Consider the following 17,302-nt stretch of genomic DNA (forward strand, 5'->3'; position numbering starts at 1 on the left):
GGCTAAGAACATTTATGTGAAATTTAAAGATAGTCTTTTTTGGGAAAAGAGCAGCAAACAAAAAATTACTTTATTTATAGATTAGCCGTGATGAGTAAATACTTTAGAAAGAACTAACATTTTAAAAAAGAGCAAAGCATCCAAACACCTAGTTTTAAAAGCGTGGGTGTAAATAAAGACTATTGTAGGAGCTCAATGCTTCAATATTCGTTATTTTATCTCTAGTAAAAAAGCCTTCTAAATTCGATAAAATATCTTCATATAAACTTACGGTTTCTGTATCGCGTGCGCCGTAACCAAAAAATTTATAAGTTGTCTCTTTTTTACTCTTAAGGTGATTATAAATATCTTGACCAACATGGTGCATATCTTGCTCAGTTATTGTTTCTTTTTCCAATACTTTCTTAATCACATCTAAGACATATTGTGCTCCATGAGAAATAGTTTTTTCATTCTCTTTCTCATTTAAACAAAGGTCAGGCGCATACTCTTTTTGATTGATTTTTATTCCACGACCATGGGCTTTAAAGTTAAACTCTAATATGCTGTTTCTTATTTTCAAGAGCTTAACTTTAAATATATGACTTTCTTGAGCAGTATCTATTTGAAGCATATTCTTAAATGCCTCAATGCTTTCCTCACTAATATTATTTTCTTGTAAAAAATCACCAACAATATCCTTGGGGAAGGCAATATTTTCTTCATTATTTCCTATTGTTTGTAATGCTTCTTCTTTAGCTAACTGCCAAGAGCTGAGAGCCTCAGCTATACTCATAACCTCGCTTAACCCTCCTGGATCTGGATTAGACGGTTTATAAGTTAGAAATTCAGCAACTGAATTATAAGCAACTAGCCCACCTTCTTCTTTAGCGCGTTGCAACGCTTGCTCAATTAGCATTGCTTTTTCCGTCAAATTATTAGCAAAACGGACACTTTTCTGTTTAAAATTTATAAGAAAATCATGAATATGATCATGTATTTGTTGGATTAGTGCCTGTTGTTTAAATAATTCAACAATTTCTGTATGACCTACATAATGTGCAAGCTCTTCTGCTGTTAAATCTAAAACAATAGGTGTATCTGGAAATTGATTGACTTGATAAGTTGCTTTTAGCGTTAAATCAGCGCCTGCTTTTAACAACGATTTAATCTTGGGTATATCTTGAAGCAAAACAGCCTGATGTAAAATAGTGCACCTATCAATATTGACAATATGAGATGGAGCAAAATTAGTCCCTGTTATATTTATTATATACTCTAAGTCTTTTTCATACCCTATTTTAATTCTATTAGACCATAATGGGTGAGGGAACTTATCATGAATAATAGTAGTATTGTCGTATATTTTAACACAAGTATCTGTTTTTTTATCAACAAAATAAATAGCTTTACGGTCAGAGATAAAGGCTTTATCTGTTTTAAAATTGATTGTTTTCCAATTTTCTGCTGGGTTTTTATCATAACATAAACTACATTCTTCCAATATTTTTTTACTATTAGGATAAGATGTTTGTAAATCCTTATCACCGTAGTTAAGATAGGTGTCATACTCCTTTGAAGAAAGCCTTATTTGCTCCGTCCAATAAAATAAACCACATGTATCATCTCTATAATAGGATTTGTAACTTTGCTTTGCCACACCCATGCTTCTATCTATTTGGTCTATTTCATCAAATAAAGGAATTCTTTCGTAACCAAATATGTAAAGACCATTGATACCAGGTGATTGTTTCCAAGCCTCAAAGAGATTTAATACTTTATAATGCCCTCTCTTTGGTGAAAACATCATAAAAAAGTCATTGCTCTTCTGAAAACCAGAGCGTGCTGTTTTAACTTCATCAAGTTGGGGTAAGTTTACTACTTTATCAGCCACAGGAAACACATTGGTATCTAAAAAATAACCTCCTTGAGTGGCTAGCAAAAAGAGTGAGAAACAGTCTTTCAATGCAACAAAACCTTTTTTATTATTTTCTTGCAAAGCCGTTTTTAAAAGCTCAGTAATAAATGCGGTATGAGTTGCGAACGTAATATCTGTACTTTCTTTTTCAAGTAAATCTTCTATAGCGCAGACCTCTATGTCTACGTCTTCTTTTTTAAATTCGTTCTGATAGGCTTCTAAATGTTCCTTTAAACACCAAAATTTTACGGGATTATTTGTACCTATATTGCCACTAGATCTTTGACTCTTTAGTTGTTTCGCCATTTGTATAGGGCCTGCAATATCATGGCCTGCTATGCTTGTAAGATTGTCTCGAGTTGGTGAGCCTACCCATAGGTAGTGAAGTGTAGGATCTAGGTGTTTAGTAGCTTTCTTATTTTCGTTTCTAGCACGCATTTTATTTAACTTTATTTAATCAATGTGATTAAAATTATAACAAATAAAGCTTAATGCTTTCTGAGTAAGCCATATAAATCAAGTAAGACTCTCGGGAGAAATATATAAAAAACTTATATTAAATAATAACTTAGGTAATAAGAGTATTGAAATAAATAGTTAGATTAAAAGGCCATGTTGCTAGAATCGTTGAATTTGGAAAATGCTAATCTTTAGCTAGAGCTTAACTGTCTATTGCGAATTCTTCCTTAGCGACATGACTTTTTCAGATTTAGCAATCATGGTGTCCGTTGGTTAGTAAAATAAATCCCATTGTAGGTGTGATTTAGGCGTAAGTTCTGCCAGCATAATACCGCTTTACTTGTAGGGTATACCTTCTTTATAAAGACGCTTTAACGCTTGTTTGACAAACAAAGATCATCAGTTGGATTAACTAATTGAAAGCTTATTGATTTGGAGTAGGGCTTTGTAAATCAGTTTTGTAAACTGTTATTAAATTAAAGGACATCTAATTTGGTATTTTCTATCAAACGTGAAATAATTTAACAATTCTAGCAATCTGCATTAGTAAAATCTTTATATGGGACAACTTCTTTTTAAAAATTGTCAACTACTTGACTTACATAAATCTGAGGTTCAGGGTGGTTGTTATGTATTAATTGAAAACAACCTCATTCGCGAAGTTAGTACTAAACCTATCCAATCATCTAAGAGCATAAAATTTGATTTAAAAGGAAAGGTTTTAATGCCAGGTCTTATCGATGCCCATGTGCATGTTTCTCTGGTGACTAATGATATTAGCAAGATAGCCTATTTACCAAAATCTTATATTGCTATTAAAGCTGGACGCATCTTAGAAGAAATGCTTCAGCGTGGTTTTACAAGCGTACGCGATGCAGGCGGCGCTGACTATGGCTTAGTAGAAGCTATTAACCATGGGCATATCAATGGCCCGCGTCTTTTTATTTCTGGAAAAGCAATTAGTCAAACAAGTGGTCATGGTGATTTTCGACCGAGAACAACTTCAGAAAGTCCTTTTTGTTGTGGAGGTGGAAATTTAGGTATAATAGCAGATGGTATTTCCGAAGTACGCAAGGCAGTAAGAGAACAATTAAGACAAGGTGCTAATCAAATCAAAGTAATGGCATCAGGTGGTGTGGCTTCACCAAGTGACCCAATTGGAACACTTCAATATTCTCTTGAGGAATTACGCGCTATTGTCGAAGAGGCAAGTAACTGGAATACGTACGTTATGGCTCATGCTTACACTCCTCAGGCAATTGAAAGAGCTGTAATGTGCGGCGTGCATTCTATTGAACATGCCAATCTTATTGATGCAAAAACTGCACAACTTGTCGCCGACAAGGGGGCATACGTAATTCCTACTTTAGCAACCTATGAAATGCTTTCACGCTTTGGCACTCAACTAGGATTACCAACAGAAAGCATTCATAAATTAACAGAAGTGAAAGACGCCGGTCTAAAAGCATTGGCATTGTGTAAAAAAGCTGGAGTAAAAATAGGTCATGGTAGTGATCTGCTAGGTGATATGCATCCTTATCAAAGTGAAGAGTTCACCTTGAAAGCAAATGTTTTATCAGCTGCGGAATGTCTATATGCTGCAACGGTTACAAATGCAGAAATGATGGGCTTTACTGGCAAGCTGGGCGTGATTGCACCAGATGCTTTTGCCGACCTATTAGTGGTGGATGGTAATCCTCTTCAAGATTTAACACTACTTCAAAATCAAGGAAAGCATTTAGTTGCCATTTTAAAAGATGGGAAATTTTACAAAAATCAACTATAGCGGCCTTGAAGATTCTTCTATTTTAGAGAAACTCTGCATTTTTATTGTAAAGTTAATTAACTAAAATATCTTTACAATATGAGATTGTTAAGGATGTACTTTTTTATCAAAAATTACTTACCGTTAGTTTGATCTCTGTCACTTATACAACTTTTGCGTTAGATATAAGCTCAAAAAATATTTCATTAAATACCTGTTTATATAAAGCTGAAATTCAGAAAGGGCGGGTATAACCTACCTATCTTATTTTATAAACAATTTTTTAAAACTAACGCTCAGTTAATGACAGAGTACCAATAAAAACTTTTAAGCGTCTATAAGTTGTTTCAGTTTTTCTTCATACATGATTTTCTGGATGTTGTTTCCTGCTTCGCTTGCCCAATCTATTGCAAGTTCTGCCATTACCTGATTTGTAGAAGTAAGTATTACACCGTGTTTTTCCATGCGGCGAGTAGCAATCTCATCAGCTATTTGAGTCGGGGAGCCCCCTGCATCAACGACTACTTGAACCTCAAATCCGTCCTGCGTGGCGCTAATAGCAGGATAAACGATACAAACATCATTAGTCAGTCCAGCCATAATCAATTTCTTACGACCTGTAGCCAATACAGCTTCTTTAAACTCATCATACATCCACGCATCCACAACACCCGGACGTTTAATTCGCTTAGCATAATGGCTTGGAGCTATTTTTTGAATATCTTCCAAAAGCGCGCCTTGAAAACGCTCCTCTTGACTTGAAGTAAGAACCAGAGGCATGTTGGTCTCTACTGCTAGACGACAAAGAGCGCGAGTATTATGCAACAATTCTTCATAATTAATGTTTTTAGCAAGCTTAATTGTGCCTTGCTGGTGATCAATTAGTAACATAGCAGCATTTTTAGTGGTAAATGTATTGCGCATAGTCCTGTCTCCTTTTCCTGATAATGGTTTTCCAACTGATCTAATTACCTACCTTTAAAAGGTGTTCTCTAATATAATTAAATGTCTTTTTTAGGCTGTGTAGCTTAGCTTTCTTAAGTCTTTTTCAACCCCTGCATCAACTCAATCCTCCAAACCAAGGGGACGCTCCATTTCTTTTAGTGTTAATCTTGGATTTTTTTTCCTCAAGGCGAGCGAGCGCTAATAAATGATCTTCATGATTATTAAGAAAATTTGAAATAGCTTGTTTCACATAGTAGCGTTTAAAACGCTGAGTTCGTTTTGCCAGTTCAGGCAATCGTTGTTCAAGTGTTTCAGGTAAACGTACAGCTAACATGGGGCCTCTCGATAATATAATTGTAAAATAAGTATAAGACGTATTACATGTAATACAAATTGACATAAAAAATATGGTGTAATTTTTGATAAAAGAGTCTCGAAAACAGGTGTTTTTCGAGACTGATTCTCTAGCTTATTATCTAGGTACATTTGATCGATATTTTTTCTTATCGTTCTCTTCTTCTACATTAATATCTTTGTTGTTAGTCACCTGTGAAATAAAGTACTTTTTTTGCTTTTCTTTAAGAGTTTTAATAAATATAGAATGATTATCTAGGCGTTGATTAACCGCTTGGATAGATTTTCCGGGCGTAAAAAAGGAGAAGATATAGTTAGCAACATCTCTAGATAACACATTAGTCAGATAAGAAGGTAGGTCAGTTGTTAGGGCACGTGCAAAATCACTTTCACCATTATTGTTTAAATTAAGCCGGCCATACTTATTGAACGGAGATAATACCTGTAATAATCTATCACGCTCTAGCGAAGTCTTATTATAAAATAAGTCATTCTCACTTAAATTAATAGATCGCACTGTCTTTGGAATAGTAGCTATTATTTCGGCTAGTTCAGCACTACTTTTTTCGCCAAGATTATTAAAACCCAAATTAAGGCTGGTAACACTGTTAGGAATGGCAGCCATTATTTGGCCTAATTCAGCGCCACTCTTTTGGCTCAGGTCATTTGTACTTAAGTCAAGGGTAGTGATATTTTTAGGAATAGCAGCCATTATTTCAGCTAGTTCAGCGCTACTTTTTTCGCCAAGATTATTAAAACCCAAATTAAGACTGGTAACACGGTTTGGAATAGCAGCCATTATTTCGGCTAGTTCAGCGCTACTTTTTTGGCTCAGTTGATTCCAACTCAAATTAAGGCTAGTGACACTGTTAGGAATAGCAGCCATGATTTGGATTAGTTCAGCGACACTTTTTTGGCTAAATTCCGCCCAACTCAAATTAAGGCTAGTGACGCTATTAGGAATAGCAGCCAACATTTGGGCTAATTCAGTTCCACTCTTTTGGCCCAGCCCATACTCACTTAAATCAAGGGTAGTGATAGTTTTAGGAATAGCAGCTATTATTTCGACTAGTTCAGCGCTACTTTTTTGGCCCAGTTGATTCCAACTCAAATTAAGGCTAGTGACACTGTTAGGAATAGCAGCCATGATTTGAACTAGCTCAGCGACACTTTTTTGGCTAAATTCAGCCCAACCTAAATTAAGGTTAGTGACACTGTTAGGAATAGCAGCCATGATTTGGACTAACTCGGCGACGCTCTTTTGACCCAATCCATTCCTACTTAAATCAAGGCTAGTAATAGTTTTGGAAATAGCAGCTAATATTTGAACTAATTCAGTAACACTCTTTTGGCCTAGGCCATTGACACTTAAATCAAGGGTAGTGATAGTTTTAGGAATAGCCGTTATTATTTCGGCTAGTTCAGTCGCGCTTTTTTGGCCCAGTTCATTGACGCTTAGATCAAGGGTAGTGGCACTGTTAGGAATAGTGGCCATCATTTTCACTAGTTCAACACTACTTTTTTGGCCTACATTATTTAAAAATCTCATTAAAATGCCTAAAAATTAAAAAGGTAATTGTATGTTTTATATTTTTTTAGTCCATATGATCTTGATTTTTATTATTTGAAAAAAATTAATGCAGAACTAAAGCATTTAACTTAGCGTAAGCTACTAGGATTAATGCATAAAAATTTAGAGAGAAATAGATGATATATACTGCATTATGTCTAAATAATATAAGTCGGACACTTAAAAACAAAGCAGAAGAATTCTTGAAAGAAGAATTAAAGCTTCCATAATTGATATAAGAGTTTTGAAGGAAAATTTATTATATCTTTGGAAAGATACCAATTTTTATATTGAGAAGAGTTTTTTAATTAAAAAATTAGTTTATGTTTATAGCTAAACTACAGTCTGTACATATTTTTGCTAGCTTTTTATTTTTTGCAACGCAGCCAAATTAAGTATGGTGAGTTAATTTTAAACCGATAATTGCAATAATGATTAGCAAAATGCAAGTTAGACGGACAAAAGTAGCAGGCTCACCAAGAAAAAATAACCCATAAATTACTGTTCCAAAAGCGCCAATTCCTGTCCATATTGCGTAAGCTGTGCCAAGGGGTAACACCTTTAATGATTGCGAAAGTAATAAAAAACTTAAAGTCATTGCACCAAGTGTTAGTAAAGAAGGATAAAGTCTAGTAAAACCTGCTGTATATTTTAATCCTACTGCCCATATAACCTCAAAAGCACCCGCCAACACCAAATAAAACCATTCCATAATATCTGCCTTGAGCATAAGCACCAGTTTTATTTTATAATAGCACTATAAAAAATAGCTACTTTTATAAGTGGATTCTTTTGATAATCTAAATTAATATTAAATATTTTGTACAAACCTAGCAACATTACTTTGTCTTACTCCATCTATTGTAATAAGATGAGGTGCGCAATACGCGCCTTGGTAATTTATAGGCGGGCCTACTTGTTTAAAAGGTAAATTATATTTATTTATAATTTTTTCAACCCGCTCAGGCTCCATAATAATTCCCCAGGCTTGTACTCCACGTAGACTGCCATCGAGAAAGACTAATGCCCACATTCTAAGTGCAGATCCAGATTTAATTCCGCGGTAGTCCACCGCGACAGTACCAACTTCGTCAATAAGACCAGAATTAAATTGCTGTATTATTTTATTTTTTAATTCCTGAGAAAAAAATTCAAATCGTGCTAAAAAGGGCGGCAATTCTTTTCCTTTAATAAAAGAACATGTGACAGCATGGCAATCGCCATGATTATCAAATCCGCCTATAAATTTTGTTTGATCAATTAAATCGCGATAACCTTCAGCCTCTAAATCGCCATACTTACATTGATGCCATATTTTTTGCTCAAATTGTAGAGCTTTTTTAAGAAAATATTGGTAATTGTTAACAAGGAAATATTGCATAGAAAATTTTTTATCATCAAAGAATAAATGGCTTAGAAATTTGATTTCCTGTTGACTCAGTAAACTTTTTTCGAGTTGCTTAGCCATGATACCTCCTAACTAAGTTCCCAGTGAAATTGAACTTACAGATGGGCAAGTGCTCTTTAGCAAATTACTTGTAATAAAATGAATTGTTGTCCCAGTCAGAGACTTGGTAAATTGCAATTGCTAAAGCACAAGTGTAAGAGCCATTACATCTAGCGCCTTGAAGGACAAATTGATCTTCATTGAAAATAATGTGACTACGATGCTTCCTTAAAGCTGTCAGAGAGTCATTTATGTCCAGCTTTACTGAAGCTTCGCTGTTACCATGATGTTCTACAAATAACCCTCTGCCATCTTCAGCTTGCATCCAACCGATTCCAGCATAAACTTCCTCATTGACTGAATTAGTTATTTCTTTGGCCATCACAACATATAATCTATCACCCCAACTACCTAATCTTTCCGTAATGATACCTTCCTGCTTAATAATTTTTGATTTGATAGGGATTACAGAACTAAGACAAAGTAGATTATAATTGTTAACTCCAGCTAGCGATAAAGCGTGATCGAAAGCTGCAATTTCAGTTGGGCCGGTACCAACTGCTGTGGTAATAACAATAAACATGCGTGTTTGTCTCCTTTTGATTAAATTTACTACTCAGTATAGTATAAAATTTATACAAATTATGATTTAATAATTTTGTGAGGGCCCAATTTAAGGATTCGTATAAAGAAATTCGCCAAAACACGGCCCAAGGATTAGCCTTGTTGGCTTGTTCCGCTTTACTCACAGTGACTAGCCTAAATATTGACCGCGCTTACTAATTTGACTGATGACAGCAAGGATGTTTGATAAGCTGCTTTTCAGGGTTTAATAAGACTATTGCCTTATCTAGCTTACGTAGCTTAAAAAGACTTTTTTATACAATTAAACTGAATTGAAAGAGCCTTGATATCGTAAAATTTTGTCAATGAATTAAAGCTTAAATTAGCCAAAAAGATATAAAAAATAATAGGATACGAGAAATATTCTAATTGATTAAAACTGATGAATTCATTCTGTATGTCTTTAAATTTAACTACTTGCTAGACAAAGACCCGCTTTCTGACAGAAAACCGCTTAAGATTTAGCTTCGCTCCTTTAAAGGGTTAATAACATTGATTTCTGAAGTGAAATATATATACAACCTTATGAACGGTCGTTTTGTGAAGAGTAATATCTAAAAGCCAATTCTAGTTAATCAACTATTAATTAATTTAAGTAAATTTTGTATATACAGAAAGGTAGTTATATATTAAAATTACATAATTTTAAGTCACTTAGTTTAAAAATTATGCCCAAATCATTCGCTTTTGTACTTGATTTTACTTATGATGGCCAAAAAGTATTTGCTCTTGAAATGGGTGATTTTTTCAAGTCTGGTGTGGAAGGGCTAAACAGACTGCGTAAAGAACAAAATCAAATAACCTTGCATGATGAATACAATAATATACTTCGTCAAAGATACCCTACTGCAATTTATTTAGAAGATGAATCAACAAGTTGGACATCTGCAGTGCAATTTCATGATTTTTCAAATGGATTTAAAGCGAGATGTAACTTTAAAGGATATGAATTAATTCCAAATTTATTATATTCACGAGCTCTATTAGGTGCAGAACACTTTTTTGACCGGCCTGTCCTTGCTTCGCTTCAAACTAGTGGATTTGCACCTTGGCTTCGTTCACCTCTATCTAAGCTACTAAAAAGCCAAAAAAATACTTTAAATATTTTAAATTACCCCTCAGGTGTTCTAATTGATGCATGTCAAGATAAGGTGGTTTTTCATCAATTTACTGCTGCAACAGGCTTTTGCCCAGCAACGATGCTGATTGATTTAAACAATGTTAACCTCAATGACATTATGCAATTTATAGGTGTAAATTCATCCTCACATTATGTTATTAAACCGACAAACATGTCTTTAGGAAGGGGAGTGGAGATTATATCATCAGATAAAGTCATTGAGTTTTTTAAAAAATTGCAAACAATTGCAAATGGCTCTGCTATAAATTACAGCTTTTTAAACAATTTTAAAGACCTATCCATCTGGAATCACATTATTTTAGAAAAGGGAAATCACTTTTTACTATTACAAAAATGTTGTCCTTCAAAAGAAATTAAATATAAAGAGGATGTCTATAGACCAACTGGGCGCGCTGTGATTGAGGTAACTTTTTCTGATGATTTATCGCACTTGCCATCATTAAATTTTTTGGGAAGCTATTGGAAATTTCCAACAGAAAAAGCAGGTACTCATACAGCCTTATCTTTAATATCTCATGTAGAGGACGATAGTCCAATAGCAGCGATTGAAGCTAATGATTGGCAGAAAATAGAAAGTCAACTTCAAGCTTATTTGCCTTCAATATTATTGAATTTATATTCTACTGACTTTGACCAATTATCAACTTATTTTGAAAGCACTCCCGCCCTTCAGTGTTATCAAAAAATCCTGGGCATAGACAAGTCATCTTACGAGCCGCAGCATCCTACTTCAGATAAAGCTCTATTGTACTTTAAAGACTTCACTTATGGTGGTCCAGGTTTTGTTGAATATCTTGAGCATTTTAAAAATACTTTTTGTGTGCCATCTCTTCCTTTAGTAGATGGATCAAAACCAAAAAACACAGAAACTTCTAATGCTATAGCTAATGAATTAACCTTTTTTAAATCTAGTCACAATACTACCTATGCTTCTATAGAGAAAAAAGGAATTACAGTAAGTGACACCTTATTAAATTGTAAATAGTCCACAATAAATTGTTTCTCGTTATCTTAATTTCATCGCAAAGCTAGCTAAAAAATATTGACTCTCAAAAAAGAATAAAAGTACGGCCTTATTCTTAATAAAATCTATAAGAAGCAGGGCAATGTTTTATTAAATACCCAACAACAGCTCAAGCTCTTTTGATGTTAGAAATTGATTTAAATGAGGCAAAGTGCTTTGAGCAGCGGATTAAATTACGGCAAGTATAAGAATCTTTTTGATAGTACAGATTCAAGCCAGTTACGTTGATGAGCTGACTATGCAAAGATAATAGCTATTTTACAGACGATTGTATTAATTACTAAATTTTACTAAAGGAGTTGCATTAAGGTATCTAATTGATCAGCTTCAGCAGCTGGCTTATCCCAACGTATACGGTTAATACGCGGAAACCGTAGTGCTAAACCTGACTTATGACGTGTTGATAAATTAACAGCATCAAAAGCAACCTCGAAAACAAGCTTTTTTTCTACCTCACGTACAGGCCCAAAGCGTTGAATAGTATTATGGCGAACCCAACGGTCTAGTTGTACTAATTCCTTATCTGTGAAACCAGAATAAGCTTTACCAATAGGTAAAAGTTTTTCATCCTGCCATAATCCGAAGGTAAAATCAGAATAAAAAGAAGAGCGTATGCCATGACCTCGTTGTGCATACATAAGTACCGCATCTACAATATAAGGATTGCGCTTCCATTTAAACCAATGACCTTTAGGACGCCCTACAATATAAGGACTTAAATTACGCTTAATCATAACACCCTCAACTGCTATATGATTTTCAGCTAAAACCTGCTCTTTTAATTGATGTAGAGTTTGATTATTTTGCATAGTTAAGAGTTCTGATAATAAAATTTTATTAGATGGAAAAGTCTCTACCCATTCGTTTAATTTTTCTCGTCGCTCTTTAAAAGGTAAAGGCGTGAGGTCGGCCTGATTCCAGGCTAAGATATCATATACAATAAGACCGGCCGGAAGCTCGATAAGTAACTTTTTTGAAGGTGTTTTTCTGTTTAAGCGCTGTTGTAATTGATTAAAACTACCAATACCTGTAGAAGTGTGAACTATTAATTCACCATCTAAAACAACTTCTCCTTGAATTAATTCAAGAAGGTCTGGAAAAGTACAACTAATATTTTCTCCAGTACGAGTAAACACGGCTTTACCCTTTTTTGTTGAGACTACTTGTACACGAATACCATCATATTTTCTTTCAAATGAAAATTCTTGCGGATTGATTGATTCAATATCTTTTTCTTCTAGGGGATGAGATAACATAATCGGATGGAAAAAGATATTTTCGCTAACTATAGGCTCAGGTGTTTTCTTTTCTAACCATGCGAATAACTCAATGTATGGAGGTTCTAATCCATGCCAAATTTTTTCTATTTGCTGTATAGTCACTTGGCCATATTGGGCTAAGGTCTTTTTTAAAAAGCGTGTTGAAATACCAATGCGTAAGCTACTGGTGCCTAACTTTAAAAGAGCCCAGCGCTCTGTGGCATTGCATTGATTTAGTAGCTTACTTAAATAAGTTTTAATTTGTTCTTTCGATAATGAGTTAAAATTAGAAATAATGACTGATAGCGGCGGTAATTCATCCTCTTTGTTATCGTCTTTTATAGAATCAGGCCAGAGCAGGGCAACTGTCTCAGACATATCACCAACATAATCATAGGATAGTTCAAATAAGACGGGATCAACTTTTTCTTGCATTAGCTCTTTGATTAAAGCACGTTTAAACGTTGGAAAGACCAATGTGTCAGCCATGATCGCTAAAGCATAACCACGCTCAGGATCAGGTGTCTCCTTAAAAAACTGTTGAATTACAGTCATCTTATCTAGATGACTGTAAGTAAAATAAAGTGTGCTTAGTAAATGGGCAAATTTTTTCATTATTAATCCTCAGGATCATCATAGCCTAATAAATGTAAAGCTTGAGCCCGATAACCTTGTTGAGTAGCATAATGCACTAGAGCTTCTTCTCGTCCATGCGTTACCCAAATTTCTTTAGGATTAATTTCGTGAATAGTTTGAATTAATTCATACCAATCAGCATGATCAGAAATGATTAAGGGTAATTCTATACCTTTTTGTTTTGCCCGTGCTCTAATTTGCATCCATCCAGAAGCCATACAAGTCATGACTTGAGCAAATCGTCGACTCCATTTATCGTGTAAAGCACTAGGCGGACATAAAACAATTTTTCCTTGTGAGTTATGTTTATCTAATGTATTAGCCAGCTCTAAAAGACCTAAATTAATACCTTGCGATTCGTAATAATCACATAATTTTTTAAGTGCACCATGAATATAAATAGTTTCAACATAGCCAAGTATACGTAACGTTTTAATTAATCGCTGGCATTTACCTAAAGCATAAACACCTACAAGGTGGCAGCGCTCTGGAAAAATAGCTATAGAATGAAGTAATTTATTTACCTCAAGTTCAATAGGAGGATGTTTAAATATCGGTAAGCTAAAAGTTGCTTCTGTAATAAAAACATCACAAGGTTCAACAATAAAACTTTCACAGGTAGGATCAAATGCTCGTTTATAATCACCTGAAATGATTAAACGCGAACCTTGATATTCAATGACCACTTGTGAACTACCTAGAATATGTCCTGCTGGTAATAAATAAAGCTCTACATCATTTACTACTAAGCGTTCGTGATAAGATAATGCATGTAATTGATTAGCGCAATTGTCAGTGTAACGGACTTTCATAATGTCAATTGTTGCGGTATGCGCAATAACTAATTGATGACCTGAGCGGGCGTGATCAGCATGAGCATGCGTTATGATAGCTTTATCGACAGGGCAAACTGGGTCAATGTAAAATTGACCGGGAATACAGTATAAGCCTTCTTTTTTAACTGCTAGCCATTTTTTGGGATGCACCTTAATTACTTCTTTTAAACTTTTTTAAAGTATAAGATCTTAATTTGAAATAACAACCTGCATAATAGGATAATAATGCCTTTAACGGATGTTAACCGTTTAATTCCAAGCTTTTTGCTACAGTGGTTTAAGCAAAAAAACTGGACTATGCACTCTTTTCAACAAGAAATGTTTGCTGCTTTTGCTAAAAATAAGTCTACTTTATTAGTTGCACCAACAGGCGGTGGTAAAACACTAGCAAGTTTTTTACCAGCTTTGGTTGATATACACTTAAATCAACCACGAGGTTTACATACGCTTTATATTTCGCCTTTAAAGGCATTAACACAAGATATTCATCGCAATTTACTTTTACCTATAAAGGAGATGAGCCTTGCTATTGAAGTGGCTATTCGTACAGGTGATACCTCTTCTTATCAACGACAAAAACAACTTAAAAAACCTCCTAATATTTTGTTAACTACGCCAGAATCCTTAATGCTTTTATTAAGTTATACTAATGCACAAACTTTTTTTGCAAAGATAAAGTTAATTGTTATCGATGAGATTCACAGCCTAGCGTTTAATAAACGGGGTGATTTTACTAGCTTAGCTTTAGCTCAATTACACCAATACTCGCCACAAGCGATGCGCATTGGTTTATCAGCCACAATAGCAAAACCACAAAAGTTAGCCGATTGGCTTGTTCCTGTAGGAAGTAAAGTAGATATCTTAAATATCAAATCACATCACAAACCTTCAGTGCATTTACTAAGCACTAGTACAATTCCTTATAGTGGCTTTAAAGCTAAATATGCTATTCCTAGTATTTATGAATTATTACTTAAACATAAATTAACTATTGTTTTTGTTAATACTCGCGCTCAGGCTGAGTATTTATTTCATCAGCTTTGGCTGTGTAATGAAGCAAATTTAGCCATTGCAATTTATCACGGCTCACTTAGTAAAGAACAACGCTTAAAAACAGAGGCACTTATTATTGAAGGTAAAATTAAAGCAATAATAGCAACTTCAGCTTTAGAACTTGGAATTGATTGGGGAGATATCGATGCAATCATTCAAGTAGGCGCGCCTCAAAGTATTAGTCGTTTAATACAGCGAATTGGTCGTTCTAATCATCAATTTAATAAAGCTAGTCTAGCGTATATTGTGCCTACTAATTTTTTCGATGCCTTAGAATCTATAGCAGCTATTCATGCTGTTGCTAAAGGTAAATTAGATGACGAGGAAATGCATCCAGGCGCTTTGGATGTAGTGGTACAATTCATTATTAATAGTGCTTGTAGTCAGCCTATTCAAAAAACCAGTTTATTTAAAACAATTCGTAGCGCCTATCCTTACCGTTATTTAAAAAAAGCTATTTTTTTAAAGTTATTTCAATTTGCTACTGATGGCGGTTATACCTTACAGCATTACCCGCAATATCATAGATTAATAAAAGAAAACTATCAGTATATTCCCAGTTCTCCTAAGGTGGTAAGGCGTCATCGTCAAAATATTGGAACAATTATTGAAGCGGCTCGTTTACGTGTAAAAGTTATTAATAAAAGGAAAGATAAATATATAGGAGATATTGAAGAGTCTTTTATTCAGGAATTAAAGGCAGGCGATTCATTTCTGTTTGCGGGTGAAGTTTTAGAATATGTACGCATACATGATATGTATGTTGAAACACGTAAAATAAAGGCGCTTGAACCCAAATTACCCTCTTATCGTGGCGGAGTCATGCCTTTATCGACCTTTTTAGCGGATGAAGTACTTAAGTTACTTAATCAGCCCCAAGCTTGGACAAAGCTCCCCCCCAAAATTAATGAATGGCTAAAACTGCAACAGAAATTTTCATTAATTCCAAATGACAATGCTGTTTTAGTTGAGCAATTTAGGTATAAACAAAGAAATTATTTGGTTATCTATAGTTTTGTAGGCCGACGAGCTAATCATAGCTTGGGGATGTTATTAACTCAACGTCTAGAAGCTTTAAAATTAAAACCTATTAATTTTACGGCTATCGATTATGGTTTAGCTATCAGCACAATTAATATACTTGAATCACACACTATTGCTGAGCTATTTACTAGCAAGATTTTATATGAAGAGTTAGACGTATGGTTATCTAACTCTTCATTATTAAAACGTACCTTTAGACAAATTGCTATTATCAGTGGCTTAACAGAACGTCAAATAGCCTCTACACACAAATCAATGAAACAAGTCACGTTTAGTACAGACTTAATTTATGATGTATTACAGCGTTATGAGCCTGAACATATTTTACTAAAAATTACGCGTGATGAGGTTGATAAATTGTTACTAGATATTGAACGATTAACTAAGCTGCTAAAACGCTTTCATGATAATGTTCATATAAATTTACTTAGTCGTCCTTCTCCTTTCGCTATTCCTATTTTGTCTACCTATGTGACTGAAAGATTAAGCGGTGAGGCGGAAGAAGAAGTATTAACCTATGCTGAAATTGAAGCTACAGCCGTTAAATTAATTAATGAGGTTAAAAAAATTGTTAATTAATGATAGTGAAAAAAAGTTAGTGCAAATAATTTTTGCTGATCACCCAGTAATTTTCAGTAGCTTAGGGGTCATCTATTGGCCAGCGCAACAATTAGTGATTGTTGCTGATTTGCATTTAGAGAAAGGCTCTTATTATGCTAAGCGTGGAAATCCACTACCTTTATATGATACATGGGATACGCTTAAACGCCTTGAATATGTAGTTGATCATTTCAAGCCCAAAATACTTTTATCTTTAGGTGATAATGTTCATGATTCAAATGCTTTTTTACGTATAAATAATTCAGCACGGAAATTACTTGAACATATTTCTACTCAGCTAGATAAATGGATTTGGTTGATGGGTAATCATGATAAAAAGGTTACACTTAGCTTTGCAAGTAATATTTTTTTTTGTACAAATTGGAAATTAGAAAATATTACTTTTACGCATGACTTCTTACCTGATACGCCTTACCAAATAGTAGGCCATTATCATCCTAAGTTGAAAATTAAAAAAATTAGTGCTAAATGTTTTTTAGTGAATCAAAATAAAATTATTATGCCGTCTTTTGGTAGTTATACAGGGGGGCTTGATATTAAAAATAATAATTTTAAAAAATTAATGCAAGGTGAAATATTTAACGTTTACTTAATTTATAAAGAAAAAATTTGGCACATTAAATAACG

General features: G+C 34.2%; 13 protein-coding genes. 4 read left to right on the forward strand and 9 right to left on the reverse strand.

The genetic code is table 11. The annotated features are described in order from the left end of the window. Window positions 1–154 precede the first annotated feature (154 nt). On the reverse strand, window positions 155–2,335 hold the full coding sequence (locus ACNVED_RS15130) for a hypothetical protein (RefSeq protein WP_419421393.1): 2,181 nt from the start codon (window positions 2,333–2,335) through the stop codon (window positions 155–157). Between the two features lie 580 nt (window positions 2,336–2,915). Between ACNVED_RS15130 and ACNVED_RS15135 the strand changes: the two genes are divergently transcribed. After that, on the forward strand, window positions 2,916–4,142 hold the full coding sequence (locus ACNVED_RS15135; protein ID WP_419421394.1) for an amidohydrolase family protein: 1,227 nt from the start codon (window positions 2,916–2,918) through the stop codon (window positions 4,140–4,142). Window positions 4,143–4,448: 306 nt separating this feature from the next. On the opposite strand, the gene ACNVED_RS15140 is transcribed toward ACNVED_RS15135, so the two are convergent. The 6 genes from ACNVED_RS15140 to ACNVED_RS15165 form a co-directional block, all read right to left on the reverse strand. Next, the gene (locus ACNVED_RS15140) at window positions 4,449–5,045 is read right to left on the reverse strand and encodes an isochorismatase family protein (RefSeq protein WP_419421395.1); all 597 of its coding nucleotides are present in this window, start codon (window positions 5,043–5,045) and stop codon (window positions 4,449–4,451) included. Between the two features lie 136 nt (window positions 5,046–5,181). Then, the gene (locus ACNVED_RS15145; protein WP_419421396.1) at window positions 5,182–5,400 is read right to left on the reverse strand and encodes an anti-toxin; all 219 of its coding nucleotides are present in this window, start codon (window positions 5,398–5,400) and stop codon (window positions 5,182–5,184) included. Window positions 5,401–5,538: 138 nt separating this feature from the next. After that, window positions 5,539–6,969, reverse strand: coding sequence for a hypothetical protein (locus ACNVED_RS15150; protein ID WP_419421397.1), 1,431 nt, complete (start codon window positions 6,967–6,969; stop codon window positions 5,539–5,541). A 412-nt stretch (window positions 6,970–7,381) separates the two neighbouring features. After that, complete coding sequence (gene sugE, locus ACNVED_RS15155) at window positions 7,382–7,702, reverse strand: quaternary ammonium compound efflux SMR transporter SugE (protein WP_419421398.1); 321 nt, start codon at window positions 7,700–7,702, stop codon at window positions 7,382–7,384. A 99-nt stretch (window positions 7,703–7,801) separates the two neighbouring features. Next, window positions 7,802–8,458, reverse strand: coding sequence for a hypothetical protein (locus ACNVED_RS15160; protein WP_419421399.1), 657 nt, complete (start codon window positions 8,456–8,458; stop codon window positions 7,802–7,804). Window positions 8,459–8,522: 64 nt separating this feature from the next. Further along, the gene (locus ACNVED_RS15165; protein WP_419421400.1) at window positions 8,523–9,020 is read right to left on the reverse strand and encodes a pyruvoyl-dependent arginine decarboxylase; all 498 of its coding nucleotides are present in this window, start codon (window positions 9,018–9,020) and stop codon (window positions 8,523–8,525) included. Between the two features lie 709 nt (window positions 9,021–9,729). On the opposite strand from ACNVED_RS15165, the gene ACNVED_RS15170 reads away from it, so the two are divergent. Further along, window positions 9,730–11,187, forward strand: a complete 1,458-nt coding sequence (locus ACNVED_RS15170) for a hypothetical protein (RefSeq protein WP_419421401.1) — start codon at window positions 9,730–9,732, stop codon at window positions 11,185–11,187. 329 nt (window positions 11,188–11,516) lie between these two features. On the opposite strand, the gene ACNVED_RS15175 is transcribed toward ACNVED_RS15170, so the two are convergent. Then, window positions 11,517–13,100: a cisplatin damage response ATP-dependent DNA ligase gene (locus ACNVED_RS15175; RefSeq protein ID WP_419421402.1), complete on the reverse strand. Its 1,584-nt coding sequence runs from the start codon at window positions 13,098–13,100 to the stop codon at window positions 11,517–11,519. A gap of 2 nt (window positions 13,101–13,102) precedes the next feature. Further along, a complete protein-coding gene (locus ACNVED_RS15180; protein WP_419421403.1) occupies window positions 13,103–14,107 on the reverse strand; it encodes a ligase-associated DNA damage response exonuclease in 1,005 nt (334 codons plus the stop codon). Between the two features lie 75 nt (window positions 14,108–14,182). Between ACNVED_RS15180 and ACNVED_RS15185 the strand changes: the two genes are divergently transcribed. Next, window positions 14,183–16,633, forward strand: coding sequence for a ligase-associated DNA damage response DEXH box helicase (locus ACNVED_RS15185; protein ID WP_419421404.1), 2,451 nt, complete (start codon window positions 14,183–14,185; stop codon window positions 16,631–16,633). After that, window positions 16,623–17,300, forward strand: a complete 678-nt coding sequence (gene pdeM / locus ACNVED_RS15190) for a ligase-associated DNA damage response endonuclease PdeM (RefSeq protein ID WP_419421405.1) — start codon at window positions 16,623–16,625, stop codon at window positions 17,298–17,300. The genes ACNVED_RS15185 and pdeM overlap by 11 nt, the downstream gene beginning before the upstream one ends. Window positions 17,301–17,302 lie beyond the last annotated feature (2 nt).

It is taken from the genome of Legionella sp. D16C41 (genome assembly GCF_048541585.1).
Classification (GTDB): domain Bacteria; phylum Pseudomonadota; class Gammaproteobacteria; order Legionellales; family Legionellaceae; genus Legionella_C.

Bases quoted from the DNA above. Each gene is read 5' to 3' on its own strand.
- ACNVED_RS15130 (WP_419421393.1), bottom strand. From the start codon at position 2,335: ATGCGTGCTAGAAACGAAAATAAGAAAGCTACTAAACACCTAGATCCT.
- ACNVED_RS15135 (WP_419421394.1), top strand. From the start codon at position 2,916: ATGGGACAACTTCTTTTTAAAAATTGTCAACTACTTGACTTACATAAA.
- ACNVED_RS15140 (WP_419421395.1), bottom strand. From the start codon at position 5,045: ATGCGCAATACATTTACCACTAAAAATGCTGCTATGTTACTAATTGAT.
- ACNVED_RS15145 (WP_419421396.1), bottom strand. From the start codon at position 5,400: ATGTTAGCTGTACGTTTACCTGAAACACTTGAACAACGATTGCCTGAA.
- ACNVED_RS15150 (WP_419421397.1), bottom strand. From the start codon at position 6,969: ATGAGATTTTTAAATAATGTAGGCCAAAAAAGTAGTGTTGAACTAGTG.
- sugE (WP_419421398.1), bottom strand. From the start codon at position 7,702: ATGGAATGGTTTTATTTGGTGTTGGCGGGTGCTTTTGAGGTTATATGG.
- ACNVED_RS15160 (WP_419421399.1), bottom strand. From the start codon at position 8,458: ATGGCTAAGCAACTCGAAAAAAGTTTACTGAGTCAACAGGAAATCAAA.
- ACNVED_RS15165 (WP_419421400.1), bottom strand. From the start codon at position 9,020: ATGTTTATTGTTATTACCACAGCAGTTGGTACCGGCCCAACTGAAATT.
- ACNVED_RS15170 (WP_419421401.1), top strand. From the start codon at position 9,730: ATGCCCAAATCATTCGCTTTTGTACTTGATTTTACTTATGATGGCCAA.
- ACNVED_RS15175 (WP_419421402.1), bottom strand. From the start codon at position 13,100: ATGAAAAAATTTGCCCATTTACTAAGCACACTTTATTTTACTTACAGT.
- ACNVED_RS15185 (WP_419421404.1), top strand. From the start codon at position 14,183: ATGCCTTTAACGGATGTTAACCGTTTAATTCCAAGCTTTTTGCTACAG.